Here is a 15,349-nt window from a genome sequence, read left to right on the forward strand (position 1 = left end):
CTGCTCGCCGCGCCCCCAGTTTCCCATTTTCCACATCATTATTTCGCTCCCCATGACCACTAAGAAACACGCCAAAGTCCTGATCCTCGGTTCCGGTCCGGCCGGCTACAGCGCCGCCGTCTACGCCGCCCGCGCCAATCTGAGCCCGATGCTGGTCACCGGCGTCGAGCAGGGCGGCCAACTGATGACCACCACCGACGTGGAAAACTGGCCTGGCGATCCCCTGGGCGTGCAGGGTCCGGAGCTGATGCAGCGCCTGCTGCAGCATGCGGAGCGTTTCAACACCGAGATCGTGTTCGACCACATCCACACGACCTTCCTGAACGAGAAGCCGATCCGCCTGCTCGGCGATTCGCACGAATTCACCTGCGACGCCCTGATCATCGCCACCGGCGCCTCGGCCCAGTACCTCGGCCTGGAATCGGAACAGGCCTTCATGGGCCGCGGCGTGTCGGCCTGCGCCACCTGCGACGGCTTCTTCTACCGTAACCAGGAAGTGGCGGTCATCGGCGGCGGCAACACCGCGGTCGAGGAAGCCCTGTACCTGGCCGGCATCGCCTCCAAGGTCACGTTGATCCACCGCCGCGACAAGTTCCGCGCCGAGCCGATCCTGGTCGACCGCCTGATGGCCAAGGTTGCCGAAGGCAAGATCGCGCTGGAACTGAACCACACCCTGGACCAGGTCGTCGGCGACGACAGCGGCGTGACCGGCCTGAAACTGAAGTCGACCGTCGACGGCGCCGCCAAGGACCTGACCGTGCACGGCCTGTTCGTGGCGATCGGCCACAAGCCGAACACCATGATCTTCGAAGGCCAGCTCGACATGCACAACGGCTACATCAAGACCCGCAGCGGCACCGAGGGCATGGCGACCGCCACCAGCGTGCCGGGCGTGTTCGCCGCCGGCGACGTGCAGGACCACATCTACCGCCAGGCGATCACCAGCTCGGGCAGCGGCTGCATGGCCGCGCTTGACGCCCAGCGCTACCTGGAAGCCCTGGGGGAGTAAAGGAAGCACGATGGCGGGCATGAAGGACTTCGGCGACCTGAAATCCTTGCGCGACAAGCTCAAGGAAGAGGAGCGCCTGCGCGCCATCGAACAGGCCAGGCGCGAGCGGCAGGAGCGGATCGCGCGCGAGCGCGCGGTCGAGTTCCGCGGCGCCATGGAAGGCGTCACTAAGATGCCGGAATCGGACCGCTACGTCTACCGCCCGGTACAGGAAGCCCTGCTGCGCGCCACGCCGGAACAGCGCAGGCTGAGCCAGGAGGAAGACGACGCCCTGGTACTGCAGGAATCCCTGTCCGACCTGTTCGACGTCGACGGCCTGCTCGACGACGACCCGACCCTGAGCTACGCCCGCGAGGGCGTGGGTCCCGATGTTGTAAAAAAACTGCGCAAGCGCCACTGGCCGGTGCAGGACGAACTCGACCTGCACGGCATGACGCGCGACGTCGCGCGCGGCCAGCTCGGCGATTTCCTGCGCCGCTCGACCCGCCGCGGCGTGCGCTGCGTGCGCATCATCCACGGCGTCGGCTATGGTTCGCCGGGCGGCGAACCGGTGCTGCGCTCGGTGGTGCACAGCTGGCTGGTGCAGAAGGACGAAGTGGTGGCCTTCTGCGTGGCCAACCGCAACGACGGCGGCAACGGCGCCCTGATCGTCCTGCTCAGGCCGGCGCTCGACTTCTGATCCCGACTTCCAATAACCGTCTGATACAAACCGGTACGTTCCCGGCCGGCGTCGCGTTGTAGAATGCGACGGTAGCCGCTCATGCGGCCCACCCAAGATAAGGGACACTCTTTGAAGTCGCTTCCGGCCATCCCGATGCCCGTGCCCAGCCAGGTCGACCTGGCTTCCTGCGCGGACGAACCCATCCATATTCCCGGATCGATCCAGCCGCACGGCTTCCTGCTGTTCATGGACGCGCGCGGGGGCATCGAAGGCTGGAGCCAGAACGTTCCCGCGCCGCTCGCAGCCCTGCTGCAGCTGGGCCTGGACTACACCGCCCTGCCCCTGCCGGCCGCCTGCCTCGAGCTGGTCGCCGAATGCGCCGATGCGCTGGCCGAAGGCGAATGCGCCCCGGCCGTGGCCGCGGTGTCCTTCGATGGCCGCGACTACGACGTCATCGTCCACGGCAGCCATGGCCGCATCATTGCCGAGTTCGAAACGCGCGACGTGCCGGCCGACACGGTCGCCCTGTTCGCGGTCAAGGCGCACAGCTCGATCGAGCGCGTGCGCCGCCAGCGCAGCGTCGAGGGGCTGCTGGAAACCGCGGTGCGCCAGGTGCGCGAATTCACCGGTTTCGACCGCGTCATGGCCTACCGTTTCCGCGAAGACGACAGCGGCGACGTGGTGGCCGAAGCGCGCCGCGACGAGCTCACCCCCTACCTCGGCCAGCGCTACCCGGCCGGCGACATCCCGGCCCAGGCGCGCCGCCTGTACGCCCTGAACACCCTGCGCATGATCGCCGACATCGGCTATACCCCGGTGCCCCTGCTCGGCGCGCCGGGCGCGGCGCCGCTCGACATGAGCTTCGGCGTGCTGCGCAGCGTCTCGCCGGTGCACGTCGAGTACCTGCAGAACATGGGCGTGTGCGCCTCGATGAGCGTGTCGATCGTCATCAACGGCCGCCTCTGGGGCCTGATCGCCTGCCACCACATGGCGCCCAAGCGGGTGCCGCACGCGATCCGGATGGCGGCCGACGTGCTGGCCCAGGTCATGGCCTCGACCGTGCAGAGCATCGAGGCGCGCCTGGACGCCGAGCTGGTCGAGCAGTCGGCCAACGTGCGCACCGCGCTGGTCGAGTCCCTGCTGATCGACGAGGAACCGCTCGACGCGCTGGCGCGCCATGCCGGCGCCCTGCTGGCGGCGACCCGCTCGCAGGCATTGGTCAGCGTCCACAACGGCAAGATCATCACCCATGGCCCGATCGAACGCGACGCCGCCGAGGCGATCGTGCGCGCCCTGCCGGAGGACGCCAGCGACATCCTGGTGCGCGACAAGCTCGACGAGTGGCCGGCCGGACTGCAGGCTAGCCTGGGCAAATGGGTCGGCATCCTGGCCCTGCCCTTCGACCCGCCCGGCGGCGGCTGGTGCCTGCTGCTGCGCACCGAGCAGATCGAACATGTGTCCTGGGGCGGTCGTCCGGAGAAGACCACCCAGGTCGGGCCGCTCGGCGCGCGCCTGACGCCGCGCGGCTCCTTCGACGCCTGGCACGAAACGGTGCGCGGCCACGCCCACCCCTGGGAAGCGGCGGTGCTGGCCAATGCCCGCCTGACCCAGTCCGAACTGCTGCGCGCCTCGAACGCACGCCGCGCCCAGCTCGACGCGACACGCGCCCAGCTGCTGGCCATGCTCGGCCACGACCTGCGCGACCCGCTGCACTCGATCAACATGGCCGGCACCCTGCTCGAGCGCGGCAGTACCCAGCCGACCCTGGGCCGGCGCATCCAGTCTTCCAGCAACCGCATGCAGCGCCTGATCGGCCAGGTGCTCGACATGAGCCGCATCGACGGCGGCCTGGGGCTGGGCATGGTGCTCGAGCCGCTCGATTTGTCGACCCTGGTCGAGGACGTGATCGACGAAGCGCGCATGGCCTACCCCACCATCGACTATTCCTTCGCCAACCCGGGCGAGATCTGCGTGCGCGCCGACAGCGGCCGCCTGGCCCAGGTGCTGTCCAACCTGCTCAGCAATGCGCGCCACCATGGCGACATCGGCCGCCCGATCGCGACGGCGCTGGCGCAGGAACATGGCTGGGCGCTGCTCGAAGTGGCGAATGCCGGCGCTCCGATCGCGCCGGACGTGGCGGCCTCGCTGTTCAATCCCTTCAAGCGCAGCTCGCTGCACAACCCGCGCAACCGCACCGGCATGGGCCTGGGGCTGTACATCGCGGCCCAGATCGTGCGCGAGCACCAGGGCGAAATCGCCTACCGCCACGAGAACGGCCAGGTCGTGTTCACGGTGCGCCTGCCGCTGGCGGAGATGGAGCGCGCCGGCCCGACCTGAGGGGACAGGCTCCGAGCACGCGCCGCGCTTTCGCGCGATGCGCTTGGCATGTTAGGCTAGCAACATGCCAACAGCCACCTGCCCTGCATGACCCTCATCAAGTTCATCGAGATCGTGGCGATCCTGGTCGGCGCGTTTTCCGGATTCATCGAAGCGCGCCGCAAACGCATGGACCTGGTGGGCGTATTTACGGTCGCCTTCATCGCGGCCTTCGGCGGCGGCACCCTGCGCGACATCCTGCTCGACCGCCGCCCGCTGTTCTGGGTCACGCACCAGGAATACGCGATCGCCATCTTCGTGCTGGCCCTGATCGCCTCGCCCCTGATCCGCACCCTGCGCCACATCGTCTCGGAACGCCTGATCGTGATCGCCGACGCGGTCGGTCTCGGCCTGTTCTCGATCGCCGGCGTCTCGGCCGCGCTGGACGCCAACATGCCGCTCTTCATCGCCTCGATGATGGGCGTGATCACGGGGATCTTCGGCGGCGTGCTGCGCGACATCGTCTGCAACGAGGTGCCGATGGTGTTCAGGGACGGCAAGCCGTATGCGATCTGCGCTTTCCTGGGTAACTGGATGTTCCTGCTGATGGGGCTGTACACCAGCGTGTCGCACGACTTCGCGCTGTGGAGCAGCGCGCTGTTCATCAGCGTGCTGCGCTTGATTACCTGGAAGTTCGATATCCAGATGGGGCGCTGAGCCTGCTCGGAAACTGCTGGGACTGATTCGCTTTTCGTAGGGTGGACACCTGTGTCCACGCGGTCGAACGGTGAGGTGTCGAAACACAACCCGGCAGCCAAATCAAATGGTATTCCCGTCGGTGCCGCGTGATATCAGCGGGTGATCCGCATGGGCACAGGTGCCTCCTACGACAACTGCGCCTGATTACCCTGAGTTCGTCATTCAGATGGGACGCTGATCGGCCAGAAAAACGGGCTAAGCTAAGATCATTTCAGAAGTGGCCATTTGCCCCCCTACTATCTCGACCGTCACTACCCTACGATCCGGGCGTACCCGCATCACGTAGAGCCATAATCCAACCTCTATTATGTTGGAGAAACGCGGACGCAACCGCTAAAACGCGGTCTCGATCGAGTTTCTCTAATGCTGACACTTGAGCGGTGAGATCGCGTCCGTAATGTGCTGCAGCTTGATTGCGAATCTCCGGATATATACGACGCAACTCCTTGAACTCATCGGCCCACGTTGATGCGAGTTTCTTAGAAAGCTGCTTGTCTAGGATGATCCCCCTCTCATCTGCATGGTTGAGCAGCTCCGGCATTAAATGCTTCAGGCACAACTGGTCGTATTCATAGACCCGAAGGACGAGGCCTTTTAGCGCGACCTTTGCAGCAAATCCAGTCGCGGTACTGCGCGCGATGTTGGCAATTTCATTCCAGACGTCATATTGGAATATGAACGTCTGCAAGATGAAATCACGAACAGTCGGGGAAATACCGTCGACATCACCTCGATATCGTTCGTGAAACGCATTTAGGTTGGCCTCGGCCTTAGCCAACCTTTTCAGGATTTTTTCAAGTCGGTGATGGGATTCAGCAAAGATCATCGGAACTTACCCCTTCCATTATTATCGACAGCTCTGTTCGTGTGTCGTGGTGTGGAAGTAGTTCGTTGAAATGCTCAGACTCTTACACCGCGTCCGGCCCGGTCTCGCCGGTACGGATGCGGATCACCTGCTGCACGTCCTGGACAAAAATCTTGCCGTCGCCGATCTTGCCGGTGCGCGCGGCCTTGATGATGGCGTCGACCACCTGCTCGACGATGCCGTCGTCCACCACCACCTCGATCTTCACCTTCGGCAGGAAGTCGACCACGTATTCCGCGCCGCGATACAGCTCGGTATGGCCCTTCTGGCGTCCAAAGCCCTTCACTTCCGTGACGGTCAGGCCGGTGACGTTGACGTCGGCCAGGGCCTCGCGCACTTCGTCGAGCTTGAAAGGTTTGATCACGCAGGTAATCTGCTTCATGTCTGCTCCTTTTCTAATAATGAATTCGGGTCCCGTCAGTCGGGGATGTTCGCCAGGTCGTCGAGCCAGACGGTCGCTTCCGAGTCGCTCGGGGCGCGCCAGTCGCCGCGCGGCGACAGCGAGCCGCCGTTGCCGACCTTCGGTCCGTTCGGCACGCAGCTGCGCTTGAACTGGCTGGTCTTGAAGAAGCGCCACAGGAAGATGCCGAGGTTGCGCTTGATCGCGCCCAGGTCGTATTCGTTGCGCGCGCCGTGCTCGTCGGGCCAGCGGCCCTCCAGGCGCGAATGCCAGGCGCTGTAGGACAGGAAGGCCACCTTCGACGGCGCGAAGCCGTAGCGCAGCGTGTAGTACAGGTTGAAGTCCTGCAGCTCGTAGGGGCCGATCACGCTCTCGGTGATCTGGGCCGGCTTGTCGTCGCCTTCTTTTCCCGGCACCAGCTCGGGGCTGATCTCGGTGCCGAGGATGTTCAGCAGCACCTCGGCGCCGCCGGCCACGACCGATCCGGTCTCGGCCACCCAGCGCACCAGATGCGTAATCAAGGTCTTCGGCACGCTGGCGTTCACGTTGTAGTGCGACATGTGGTCGCCCACGCCATAGGTGCACCAGCCCAGCGCCAGCTCGGACAAATCGCCGGTGCCGATCACGATCGCGCCCAGGTGGTTCGCGAGCCGGAACAGGTGGTTCGTGCGCTCGCCCGCCTGCACGTTCTCGAAGGTGACGTCGTACTGCTCCTCCCCTTCGGCAAAGGGGTGGTTCAGGTCCTTCAGCATCTGCAGGCAGCTCGGGCGGATGTCGATTTCCTGGGCCGTGCAGCCGACCACGCGCATCAGGTCGTGCGCCTGTTTCAGGGTGCGTCCGCTGGTCGCGAAGCCGGGCATGGTGTAGGCCAGGATGTTGGTGCGCGGCAGGCCGAGGCGGTCCATCGCGGCGGCGCAGACCAGCAGCGCATGGGTCGAGTCGAGCCCGCCGGAGACGCCGATCACGACCTTCCGGATACCGCTGGAGGACAGGCGCTGGATCAGGGCCTGGACCTGGATGTTGTAGACCTCGGTGCAGCGCTCGTCGCGCAAGGCGCGGTCGGCCGGCACGTAGGGGAAGCGCTCGATCTCGCGGGCCAAAGGCAGCGTACGGTCGAGCGGCAGCGCCAGCGTGAAGCGCTGCACGCGGAATTTCTTCACCTCGTCCGCATGGCGGCGCGCCGACTGCGCGAAGGTGGTCGCGCGCATGCGCTCCTGCGACAGGCGCTCCAGGTCGACGTCGGCGAAGATGATGTGCGACTCGTCGAGGAAGCGCTGGGACTCGGCCAGCAGCTCGCCCTTCTCGTAGATGATGGACTGGCCGTCCCAGGCCATGTCGGTGGTCGATTCGCCGCGTCCGGCCGATGTGTAGAGGTAGGCCGCCATGCAGCGCGCCGACTGCTGGCTGACCAGCTGGTGGCGGTAGGTGCTCTTCCCGACCAGCACGTTCGAGGCCGAAAGATTAACCAAGACCGTCGCCCCCGCCATGGCGGCGAACGAGGACGGCGGCACCGGCACCCAGACGTCCTCGCAGATCTCGACGTGGAAGCGCAGCAGCGGGAAGTTCTCGACCTCGAACACCTGGTTCGGGCCGAAGGGGACAAGTTCGCCGAACAGCGCGACGCTGTCGACATTCGCGCTGTCTGCGGCGCTGAATTGGCGCGACTCGTAGAACTCGCCGTAGTTCGGCAGGAAGCTCTTCGGCACCAGGCCATGCACGCGCCCGCCCGCGACCACGGCCGCACAATTGAACAGCTGGTGATTGACCCGTAGTGGCAGGCCCACTACCATCGCCACAGGCAGCTCGCACGAAGCCTCGACCACGGCGGCCAGGGCTTCTTCGCAGGCTTCCAGCAGCGCACGCTGGTGGAACAGGTCCTCGCAGCTGTAGGCCGACAGGCCCAGTTCCGGGAAGGCGACCAGGGCCGCGCCCTGCTCTGCCGCCTGGCGCGCAAGCGCGATGGTCTGCTCGACGTTGTAGGCGGGGTCGGCGATGCGGCAGCGTGGAATGGCCACCGCCACGCGGGCGAACTGGTGTGAATACAGGTTGAAGAATCGGTTGTTCATCTTGGGGTCTTCCGCATAGCAGGCAGTGCGGGAGCGGACCTGCTCCACCGCACTTTTCCTCGTCATGAAAGCAATTTTGGACGCAATTTTGAACGCAGTTAATCATTATCGCACGCATATCGTTTCTTCCTTGTCCGAGATCGGGCAGGCTGCATGGGATGGCTTGCTGGCCCTGCAGGGCGACGCCAATCCCTTCCTGTCCTACGCCTTCCTGCACGCGCTGCACGAATCGGGCAGCGCCTGCCCGGAAACCGGCTGGCAGCCGCAGTACATCGCGCTCTACGACGACGACGAGCTGGCCGCCGCCCTGCCCCTCTACGTCAAAGGCCATTCCTACGGCGAATACGTGTTCGACTGGGCCTGGGCCGATGCCTACCGGCGCCATGGCCTCGAGTACTACCCGAAGCTGCTGAGCGCGGTGCCGTTCACGCCAGTGGCGGGACCGCGCCTGCTGGCGCGCGACGCCGATGCGCGCGCGGCCCTGATCGAGGTGCTGCGCGCCACCCAGCAGGCGACCGAGGTCTCGTCCACCCACATCCTGTTCCCGCCCGAGGAGCACGCGCGCCAGCTCCAGGACGCCGGCTTCCTGCTGCGCAGCGGCGTGCAGTTCCACTGGCTGAACGCGGGCTATGCGAATTTCGAGGAGTTCCTGGCCACGCTGGAGCAGAAGAAGCGCAAGAACATCCGCGCCGAGCGGCGCAAGGTGCGCGACGCCGGCGTGACGCTGCGGCGGGTGCGCGGGGTGGACGCGACGCAATCCGATTGGCGCTTCTTCAACCGCTGCTACCGCCACACCTATGCGGCGCACTACTCGACGCCTTACCTGAACCTCGACTTCTTCCTGCGCATCGGCCAGGCGATGCCGGAAAATATCCTGCTCGTGATCGCCGAGCGCGACGGCCGGCCGATCGCGTCCTCGCTCGTCATTCATACGAAAGACACCCTGTACGGGCGCTACTGGGGAGAGATCGAACACGTGCCCTGCCTGCATTTCGAGTCGGCCTACTACCAGCCGCTGGAGTTCTGCATCGAGCAGGGCATCAAGACCTTCGAAGGCGGCGCCCAGGGCGAGCACAAGATGGCGCGCGGCTTCCTGCCCACGCGCACGTATTCGGCGCACTGGCTGGCGCACCCCGCGTTCGCGGATGCGATCGAGCGCTTCCTGGAGCGGGAAGCGGGCGGGATCGACGACTACATGGACGAGCTGAACGAGCGCAGCCCTTTCCGTAGCCGGGACTGACCGCGGCGCACTGGTGGGCACGGGGCGCCCACCCTACGGCTGCCCACATTCTGTTATTACGATAGAACGTAGGGTGGGCGCCCCTGAACTGACCCCAGAAAGTTGGACAGTTGATCTATGCTGCCAATTGCTGAGTCCTGAATTGTACAGGGCTCAGCCCGTTGAGTCTGAGCTTGCCGCGGTCATTGTTGTAGTAGCGAATATACTCATCAATCCCAGCTTCCAGCTGATCGATGCTGGTGATTTTTTCCAAGTAGAAGAACTCGGTCTTGAGCACGGCAAAGAAGCTTTCCATGGCCGCATTGTCGTGACAGTTACCCTTGCGCGACATGCTCTGCACGATCCCATGCTCGGTCAGTGCCTGTTGATAAGCGGGCATGCGGTATTGCCATCCCTGGTCGGAGTGGAGCATTGGTTTGTCCTCCGGGCCAAGTCTTGAAAATGCCTTGGTCAGCATGGATGTCACCAGTTCGAACCGAGGGCGCCTGTTCGTTTCGAAAGCGATGATCTCACCATTGTATAGGTCGAGCACAGGCGACAAATAAAGCTTTTCACCTGCGACATGAAACTCGGTGATGTCGGTCACCCATTTCTGCTTTGGCGCCTTTGCTTCGAACCGGCGCTGCAATTCGTTCGGCGCCGTCTTGCCCACTTCGCCTTTGAAAGACTTGTATTTCTTGGGACGAACCAGGGACTTCAACTTCAGTTGCCCCATCAAACGCTGTACGGTTTTATGATTGATGCGTTCGCCAAGCTGGCGAATGGCTGAGGTCACACGGCGGTAACCATAACGTCCCTTGTGGCGCTCGAATACGTCCTTGATCGTCGCTTTCAATTGTCCGTACTTGTCATCGGCAGCTTGCGCTTTGAGCCGGTAATAGAACGAGCTTCGAGGAAGTCCTGCCAGCTTGAGCAGACCGTCGAGTCGATATTGCTGCCTTAGTTCTTGGACCGCTTGGGTTTTTTCGCAGACTCCGCTTCCTGCCTTGCCTGAACTAAGGCTCTCAACTTTTTTAGGTAGGCGTTCTCCATCCGCAGGTACTCCAACTCGGCCAGCAATTCTTCGCGGCTACGCTTGTCTTCATGCGCTACTTCCGGCTTTGTCGTCGGTATGATCATCTTCTCGGATCTGCTTGTTGGAGGGCGAGCCAATGCCTCGCTCCCCCCTTCTTGATAGGCACGCTCCCAGACTCCTACCGTCGAATGACCGCGGATATCGAACCGGGCAGCGGTCTGGGTGATCGAAAGGCGATTTTCCCACATGTACTGTAGTACCGACAGCTTGAATGCGGCCGTATATCTGCTCCGCTTCTTGCGCAGTCCAGCATCCCCATGCAGTCGATACGCTGTTACCCAGCGCTCCACCAGCGAGCGATTGGCCATGCCATGGCGCTGAGCCACAGCCCGGTAGCCTCCCCGACCAGACAAATAGTCCTGGACAACCGTTATCTTGAACTGCTCCGTGTGCTTACCCATATCACCCCAATAAGTTGTGTCTAACTTATTGGGGTCAGTTCACCCGTGCCCACCTTTACACGAACAGCCCCGGCTGGCTGTCCGCATAATCGCGCAGCAGGTTCCACACCACCTTTACCCGCCGCAGGCGGTAGAGGTCAGTTGGCGCGGCCAGCCAGAACGAGCGTTCGGCGAAGAAGCCGGGCAGCACCTTGACCAGGCGGCCGTCGTCGGGCACTGCGTAGGGCGGCGCCATCATCAGCCCCATGCCGAGCGAGGCCGCCTCGATCTGCGCCGTCATGCCCGAGCAGCACAGGCGCCGGCGCGGAGTGAAGCCCAGTTCGCCCATGTAGGACAGCTCGCGGCTGGCCAGGCGGTCCTGCACGTAGTCGACGAAATAGTGCTTCGCCAGGTCGGCCTGCTCGCGGATCGGCGGGTGTTTTGCCAGGTAGCCGGGCGAGGCGTACAGGTAGAAGCGGAACGAGGCCAGGCGCGTGACCATGTAGCGGCCGGTGGTGGGCGGGTCCAGCATCACGCCGAGGTCGGCCTCGCGGTTGGCGAGATTCGCGAAGCTCGGCAGCGCCAGCAGGTCGATTGACAGCTCGGGATTGATGTCGAGCAGGTCGGCCAGCAGCGGCGCCACCACCTTCACCCCGAACACCTCGGGCACGCCCAGGCGCACCACGCCGTGCGCCGCCACTTCCGCCCCGCCGAGCTGTTCGGCCGCGGCCAGCGCGGCGCCCTCCATCGCTTCCGCATGCGGCAGCAGCGCGTGGCCCATCTCGGTCAGTTCGTAGCCTTCGCGCGAACGGTCGAACAGGGTCGAGCCGAGCTCCTTTTCCAGGCGGTCGATGCGGCGCGCCACCGTGGTGTGCTCGACATCGAGGCGGCGCGAGGCGCCCGACAGCGTGCCCGCACGCGCCAGTTCGAGGAAGAATCGGAGGTCGGTCCACTCAGGCAGGGTATTCATCGGCACACTTGTTTAATATCAAGATGTCATATTGTGCACCAGTGCACATTCCTCCTGCAATCAATTCCCTACTCTGGCGCTGCGGTCCCGAAAATTGTGCGACCGCAGCATTTTCCCTCGACGCGAACCGCACCAGCATGGCGCACCGGACTGTGCAAATCCGCACAGTTGGTGGGCGGATTGTTATCTTTTCAGCCAGTTCCGGCCGAGGCACACTGCAGGGCGTGCGAAACCCGGCTGAAAGCGCGAGCCAAGAACGGGAGCCAAGGCGGGAGCTGTTCGCGAGCATGTTCGCCATTCCAAAAACAGGAGACAACGATGCGTCTGACAAAGAGAAAAATGAAGCTGCTCAACCGTTCCGCCGCTGCCCTGCTGGCCCTGTCCAGCAGCGCGATGGGCGCCGCCCACGCCCAGCAGTCGGCCGGCGCACCCGCGCCTGACGGAGAAGCGGCCAGCGACGTCCAGAAGGTGGTCGTCACCGCGCGCCGCCGCGAAGAGTCCTTGCAGGACGTGCCGGTGTCGGTCACGGCCTTTTCGGCCGACCAGCTGTCGAAGCAGGCCACGCCGGACGTGACCGCGCTGGCCCTGGCGCTGCCGAACACCACCCTGAAAGCCTCGCGCGCCACCAATTCGACGCTGACCGCCTTCATCCGCGGCGTCGGCCAGGCCGACCCGCTGGCCGGCTTCGAGTCGGGCGTCGGCATCTACATCGACGACATCTACCTGGCCCGCCCGCAGGGCGCCGTGGCCGACATCTACGACGTCGAGCGCATCGAGGTGCTGCGCGGCCCGCAGGGTACCCTGTACGGCCGCAACACCATCGGCGGCGCGGTCAAGTACGTGACCCGCAAGCTCGGCTCCAAGCCCGACCTGCGCCTGCGCGCCACCGCCGGCACCTACGGCCAGATCGAAGGCGTGGCCACCGCCAGCACCCCGCTCTCCGACACCGTCCGCATCGGCGGCACGGTCGCCCGTTTCAAGCGCGACGGCTTCGGCACCAACCTGTACACCGGCGCCGAGAACTACGACAAGGACGTCACGGCGGCTCGCCTGTCGGCCGAATTCACGCCGACCGAGGATCTGTTCATCCGCCTGGCCGCCGACGGCACCCAGGACGACTCGAACCCGAAGAACGGCCACCGCCTGACGGTCGGCCGCACCAGCGGCGCGCCGATCCTGGACAACGAATTCGACACCCGCGCCAACCTGACCCAGGCCCTCGGCCACGACCAGGAAGTGAAGGCGTACGGCGTCTCGGCCCTGGTCGAGTACCGCTTCAACGACCAGTTCAGCGCGAAGTCGATCACGGCCAGCCGCAAGGACAAGTCCTGGGCGCCGATCGACTTCGACGCCCTGCCGACCGTCGACATGGAAGTGCCGGCCCTGTACAAGAACAAGCAGTTCAGCCAGGAATTCCAGCTGACCTACACGGGCGACCGCCTGCAGGGCGTGGCCGGCGTGTACTACATGGACGCCAACGCCTACAACAAGTTCGACACCATCCTGGCCGGCGCCTTCCCGAGCTCGACCTTCACCAGCGGCGACATCGACACCAAGGCCTGGGCCGCCTACTTCGACGGCAGCTACAACATCTTCGACGGCCTGTCGCTGTCGCTCGGCGGACGCTACACCGTCGACGAGCGCACCGCCTCGATCTACCGCCAGATCTACCTGGGCCTGGCCGGTTCGCCGGAGATGGGCAACCCGAACGCGATCCTGTTCCGCACCGACACCGACTTCCGCAATGGCGCCTTGCAGCGCAAGGACAAGAAGTTCACCCCGCGCGTCGCCGTGAACTACAAGCTCAACAGCGACCACAACGTCTACGCTTCCTACTCCGAAGGCTTCAAGGGCGGCGGCTTCGACCCGCGCCTGAACATGGTCGGCACCCGCCTGACCGATGCCGTGGCGCGCGCCGGCTACGAGCCCGAGACCATCGAGACCTACGAACTGGGCCTGAAGTCGGCCTTCAACGGCGGGCGCATCACGACCAACGCGGCCGTGTTCTACAGCGATTACCAGAACGTGCAGATCCCGGGCTCGGTGGCCATCGACACCAACGGCGACGGCCGCGACGACAGCTTCGCCGGCGTGACCACCAACGCCGGCAAGGCCAAGATCAAGGGTGTGGAACTGGAGGCGATCGCCAACCTGACACGCGACTTCATGATCGCCGGCATGTACAGCTACATCGACGCCGAGTACAAGGAATACATCGTGAACGGCCTGAACGTGGCCGACCAGCGCTTCTTCCAGAACACCCCGAAGAACTCGGCCAACCTGCGCGCCAACTACGACATCGCCATGCCGCTGCTGGGCCGCAACGGCAAGCTGTCGCTGATCGGCAGCGCCTCCTACAAGGGCGCCATCCACCAGTTCGAGTACGCCTCGGTGCTGGACGAGAGCTCGTACACCCTGTACGACGCGAGCATCGTCTGGACCCGTGCCGACGGCAAGATCCGCGCCGGCATCCATGGCAAGAACCTGAGCGACGAGCGCTACAAGACCGCCGGCTACTTCTTCCCAACCCTGGGCAACGAAGGCACGCTGACGGCCTTCTACGGCAACCCGCGCACGGTCTCGGCCACGCTCGAGTACCGCTTCTGACCCCAGCCGGGTCGCCACAGGAAAACGCGCCGCCCGCCCGCGGGCGGCGCGTACCCTTCTTCACCCTTCCATCCCGGAAGAACCGAACAGGATTTTGCCAGCGTGCTTAACTTCACCCCTATCAGTTTCCAGAGCAGCGACGGGCTGGCGCTGTATGCACGCGACTACGCCGCCCGGGCCGGGACCGACGATGCGTCGCTGCCCCTGCCCGCGAGGCTGCCTGTGATCTGCCTGCACGGCCTGACCCGCAACTCGGCCGACTTCGACGAGCTGGCGCCCGAGATCGCCCGTATGGGCCGGCGCGTGATCGCGCCCGACGTGCGCGGCCGCGGCCACTCGGCGCGCGACCCGCATCCCGACAACTACAACCCGGCGGTCTATGCCGGCGACGTCGCCAAGCTGCTGCACGACCTGGGCATCGCGCGCGCCGTCTTCGTGGGCACCTCGATGGGCGGCCTGATCACCATGACGCTCGCCATGCGCCACCTCGAGCTGATCGCCGGCGCCGTACTCAACGATGTCGGCCCGGTGCTCTCGACCCGCGGCCTGGCGCGCATCGCCGGCTACGCGGGACGCTGCAACGTGCTCTCGTCCTGGGACGATGCGGCCTGCTACCTGAAGGACATCAACGCCTGCGCCTTCCCCGACAACCCGGACGAGGAATGGGGCAAATGGGCGCGGCGCGCTTTCGAGCCGGACGAGACGGGCAAGCTGGCTCTGCGTTACGACCCGAATATTGCGATAGCATTGCAAACAGGTAAACTGCGGCCGACGTCGCTGGCGGCGCGCATGGCCTTCCGGCGCCTGGCACACCGCCGCCCCACCCTGCTGGTGCGGGGCGCGCTGTCGGACCTGGTCGAACCCAGCCAGGTCGCGTGGATGCGGCGCGCCGCGCCCGCGATGCAGTACACCGAAGTGCCGAACATCGGCCATGCGCCGATGCTCACCGAACCGGAAGCGCTGGGCGCCATCCGCCAGTTCCTGTCGCAGCTTCCATAAAA

12 protein-coding genes are annotated in these 15,349 nt (G+C 64.8%); 7 read left to right on the forward strand and 5 right to left on the reverse strand.

Features of this window, described 5'->3' with window-relative positions:
• Nucleotides 1-52: 52 nt before the first annotated feature.
• The 4 genes from trxB to ACSUZJ_RS17035 all read left to right on the forward strand — a co-directional run bounded on the left by trxB (nt 53) and on the right by ACSUZJ_RS17035 (nt 4,703).
• Nucleotides 53-1,009, forward strand: coding sequence for a thioredoxin-disulfide reductase (gene trxB, locus ACSUZJ_RS17020; protein ID WP_312549466.1), 957 nt, complete (start codon nt 53-55; stop codon nt 1,007-1,009).
• 10 nt (nt 1,010-1,019) lie between these two features.
• The gene (locus tag ACSUZJ_RS17025) at nt 1,020-1,688 is read left to right on the forward strand and encodes a Smr/MutS family protein (protein ID WP_499410079.1); all 669 of its coding nucleotides are present in this window, start codon (nt 1,020-1,022) and stop codon (nt 1,686-1,688) included.
• Nucleotides 1,689-1,799: 111 nt separating this feature from the next.
• Nucleotides 1,800-4,007: an ATP-binding protein gene (locus ACSUZJ_RS17030; protein ID WP_499410081.1), complete on the forward strand. Its 2,208-nt coding sequence runs from the start codon at nt 1,800-1,802 to the stop codon at nt 4,005-4,007.
• A gap of 87 nt (nt 4,008-4,094) precedes the next feature.
• Nucleotides 4,095-4,703: a trimeric intracellular cation channel family protein gene (locus ACSUZJ_RS17035; RefSeq protein ID WP_312549489.1), complete on the forward strand. Its 609-nt coding sequence runs from the start codon at nt 4,095-4,097 to the stop codon at nt 4,701-4,703.
• 298 nt (nt 4,704-5,001) lie between these two features.
• On the opposite strand, the gene ACSUZJ_RS17040 is transcribed toward ACSUZJ_RS17035, so the two are convergent.
• The 3 genes from ACSUZJ_RS17040 to ACSUZJ_RS17050 all read right to left on the reverse strand — a co-directional run bounded on the left by ACSUZJ_RS17040 (nt 5,002) and on the right by ACSUZJ_RS17050 (nt 8,076).
• Nucleotides 5,002-5,571 carry a hypothetical protein gene (locus ACSUZJ_RS17040; protein WP_499410083.1) on the reverse strand — a complete coding sequence of 190 codons (570 nt, stop codon included), beginning with the start codon at nt 5,569-5,571 and terminating at the stop codon, nt 5,002-5,004.
• 82 nt (nt 5,572-5,653) lie between these two features.
• Nucleotides 5,654-5,992 (reverse strand): P-II family nitrogen regulator, encoded by a 339-nt coding sequence (locus tag ACSUZJ_RS17045; protein ID WP_499410085.1) that lies wholly within the window; start codon nt 5,990-5,992, stop codon nt 5,654-5,656.
• Nucleotides 5,993-6,027: 35 nt separating this feature from the next.
• On the reverse strand, nt 6,028-8,076 hold the full coding sequence (locus ACSUZJ_RS17050; protein ID WP_499410087.1) for an NAD(+) synthase: 2,049 nt from the start codon (nt 8,074-8,076) through the stop codon (nt 6,028-6,030).
• Nucleotides 8,077-8,164: 88 nt separating this feature from the next.
• On the opposite strand from ACSUZJ_RS17050, the gene ACSUZJ_RS17055 reads away from it, so the two are divergent.
• Nucleotides 8,165-9,316, forward strand: coding sequence for a GNAT family N-acetyltransferase (locus tag ACSUZJ_RS17055; RefSeq protein ID WP_499410089.1), 1,152 nt, complete (start codon nt 8,165-8,167; stop codon nt 9,314-9,316).
• A 115-nt stretch (nt 9,317-9,431) separates the two neighbouring features.
• Here ACSUZJ_RS17055 and ACSUZJ_RS17060 read toward each other — a convergent pair.
• A protein-coding gene (locus ACSUZJ_RS17060) for an IS3 family transposase (protein WP_499408834.1) occupies nt 9,432-10,792 on the reverse strand; the annotation gives its coding sequence in 2 pieces (ribosomal slippage) (nt 9,432-10,313 and nt 10,316-10,792; 1,359 coding nt in all).
• A 55-nt stretch (nt 10,793-10,847) separates the two neighbouring features.
• Nucleotides 10,848-11,741, reverse strand: coding sequence for a LysR family transcriptional regulator (locus tag ACSUZJ_RS17065; RefSeq protein WP_499410091.1), 894 nt, complete (start codon nt 11,739-11,741; stop codon nt 10,848-10,850).
• 318 nt (nt 11,742-12,059) lie between these two features.
• On the opposite strand from ACSUZJ_RS17065, the gene ACSUZJ_RS17070 reads away from it, so the two are divergent.
• Both ACSUZJ_RS17070 and ACSUZJ_RS17075 read left to right on the forward strand, forming a co-directional pair.
• Nucleotides 12,060-14,348, forward strand: coding sequence for a TonB-dependent receptor (locus tag ACSUZJ_RS17070; RefSeq protein ID WP_499410093.1), 2,289 nt, complete (start codon nt 12,060-12,062; stop codon nt 14,346-14,348).
• A 102-nt stretch (nt 14,349-14,450) separates the two neighbouring features.
• Complete coding sequence (locus ACSUZJ_RS17075; RefSeq protein WP_499410095.1) at nt 14,451-15,347, forward strand: alpha/beta fold hydrolase; 897 nt, start codon at nt 14,451-14,453, stop codon at nt 15,345-15,347.
• Nucleotides 15,348-15,349 lie beyond the last annotated feature (2 nt).

The sequence above is a fragment of the Telluria sp. B2 genome (assembly GCF_051789535.1).
In the GTDB taxonomy this organism is placed as follows: Bacteria; Pseudomonadota; Gammaproteobacteria; order Burkholderiales; family Burkholderiaceae_D; genus Telluria.

Excerpts from the sequence above, each read along its gene's own strand:
- trxB (WP_312549466.1), top strand. The coding sequence starts at position 53 with ATGACCACTAAGAAACACGCCAAAGTCCTGATCCTCGGTTCCGGTCCG.
- ACSUZJ_RS17025 (WP_499410079.1), top strand. The coding sequence starts at position 1,020 with ATGGCGGGCATGAAGGACTTCGGCGACCTGAAATCCTTGCGCGACAAG.
- ACSUZJ_RS17035 (WP_312549489.1), top strand. The coding sequence starts at position 4,095 with ATGACCCTCATCAAGTTCATCGAGATCGTGGCGATCCTGGTCGGCGCG.
- ACSUZJ_RS17040 (WP_499410083.1), bottom strand. The coding sequence starts at position 5,571 with ATGATCTTTGCTGAATCCCATCACCGACTTGAAAAAATCCTGAAAAGG.
- ACSUZJ_RS17045 (WP_499410085.1), bottom strand. The coding sequence starts at position 5,992 with ATGAAGCAGATTACCTGCGTGATCAAACCTTTCAAGCTCGACGAAGTG.
- ACSUZJ_RS17050 (WP_499410087.1), bottom strand. The coding sequence starts at position 8,076 with ATGAACAACCGATTCTTCAACCTGTATTCACACCAGTTCGCCCGCGTG.
- ACSUZJ_RS17065 (WP_499410091.1), bottom strand. The coding sequence starts at position 11,741 with ATGAATACCCTGCCTGAGTGGACCGACCTCCGATTCTTCCTCGAACTG.
- ACSUZJ_RS17070 (WP_499410093.1), top strand. The coding sequence starts at position 12,060 with ATGCGTCTGACAAAGAGAAAAATGAAGCTGCTCAACCGTTCCGCCGCT.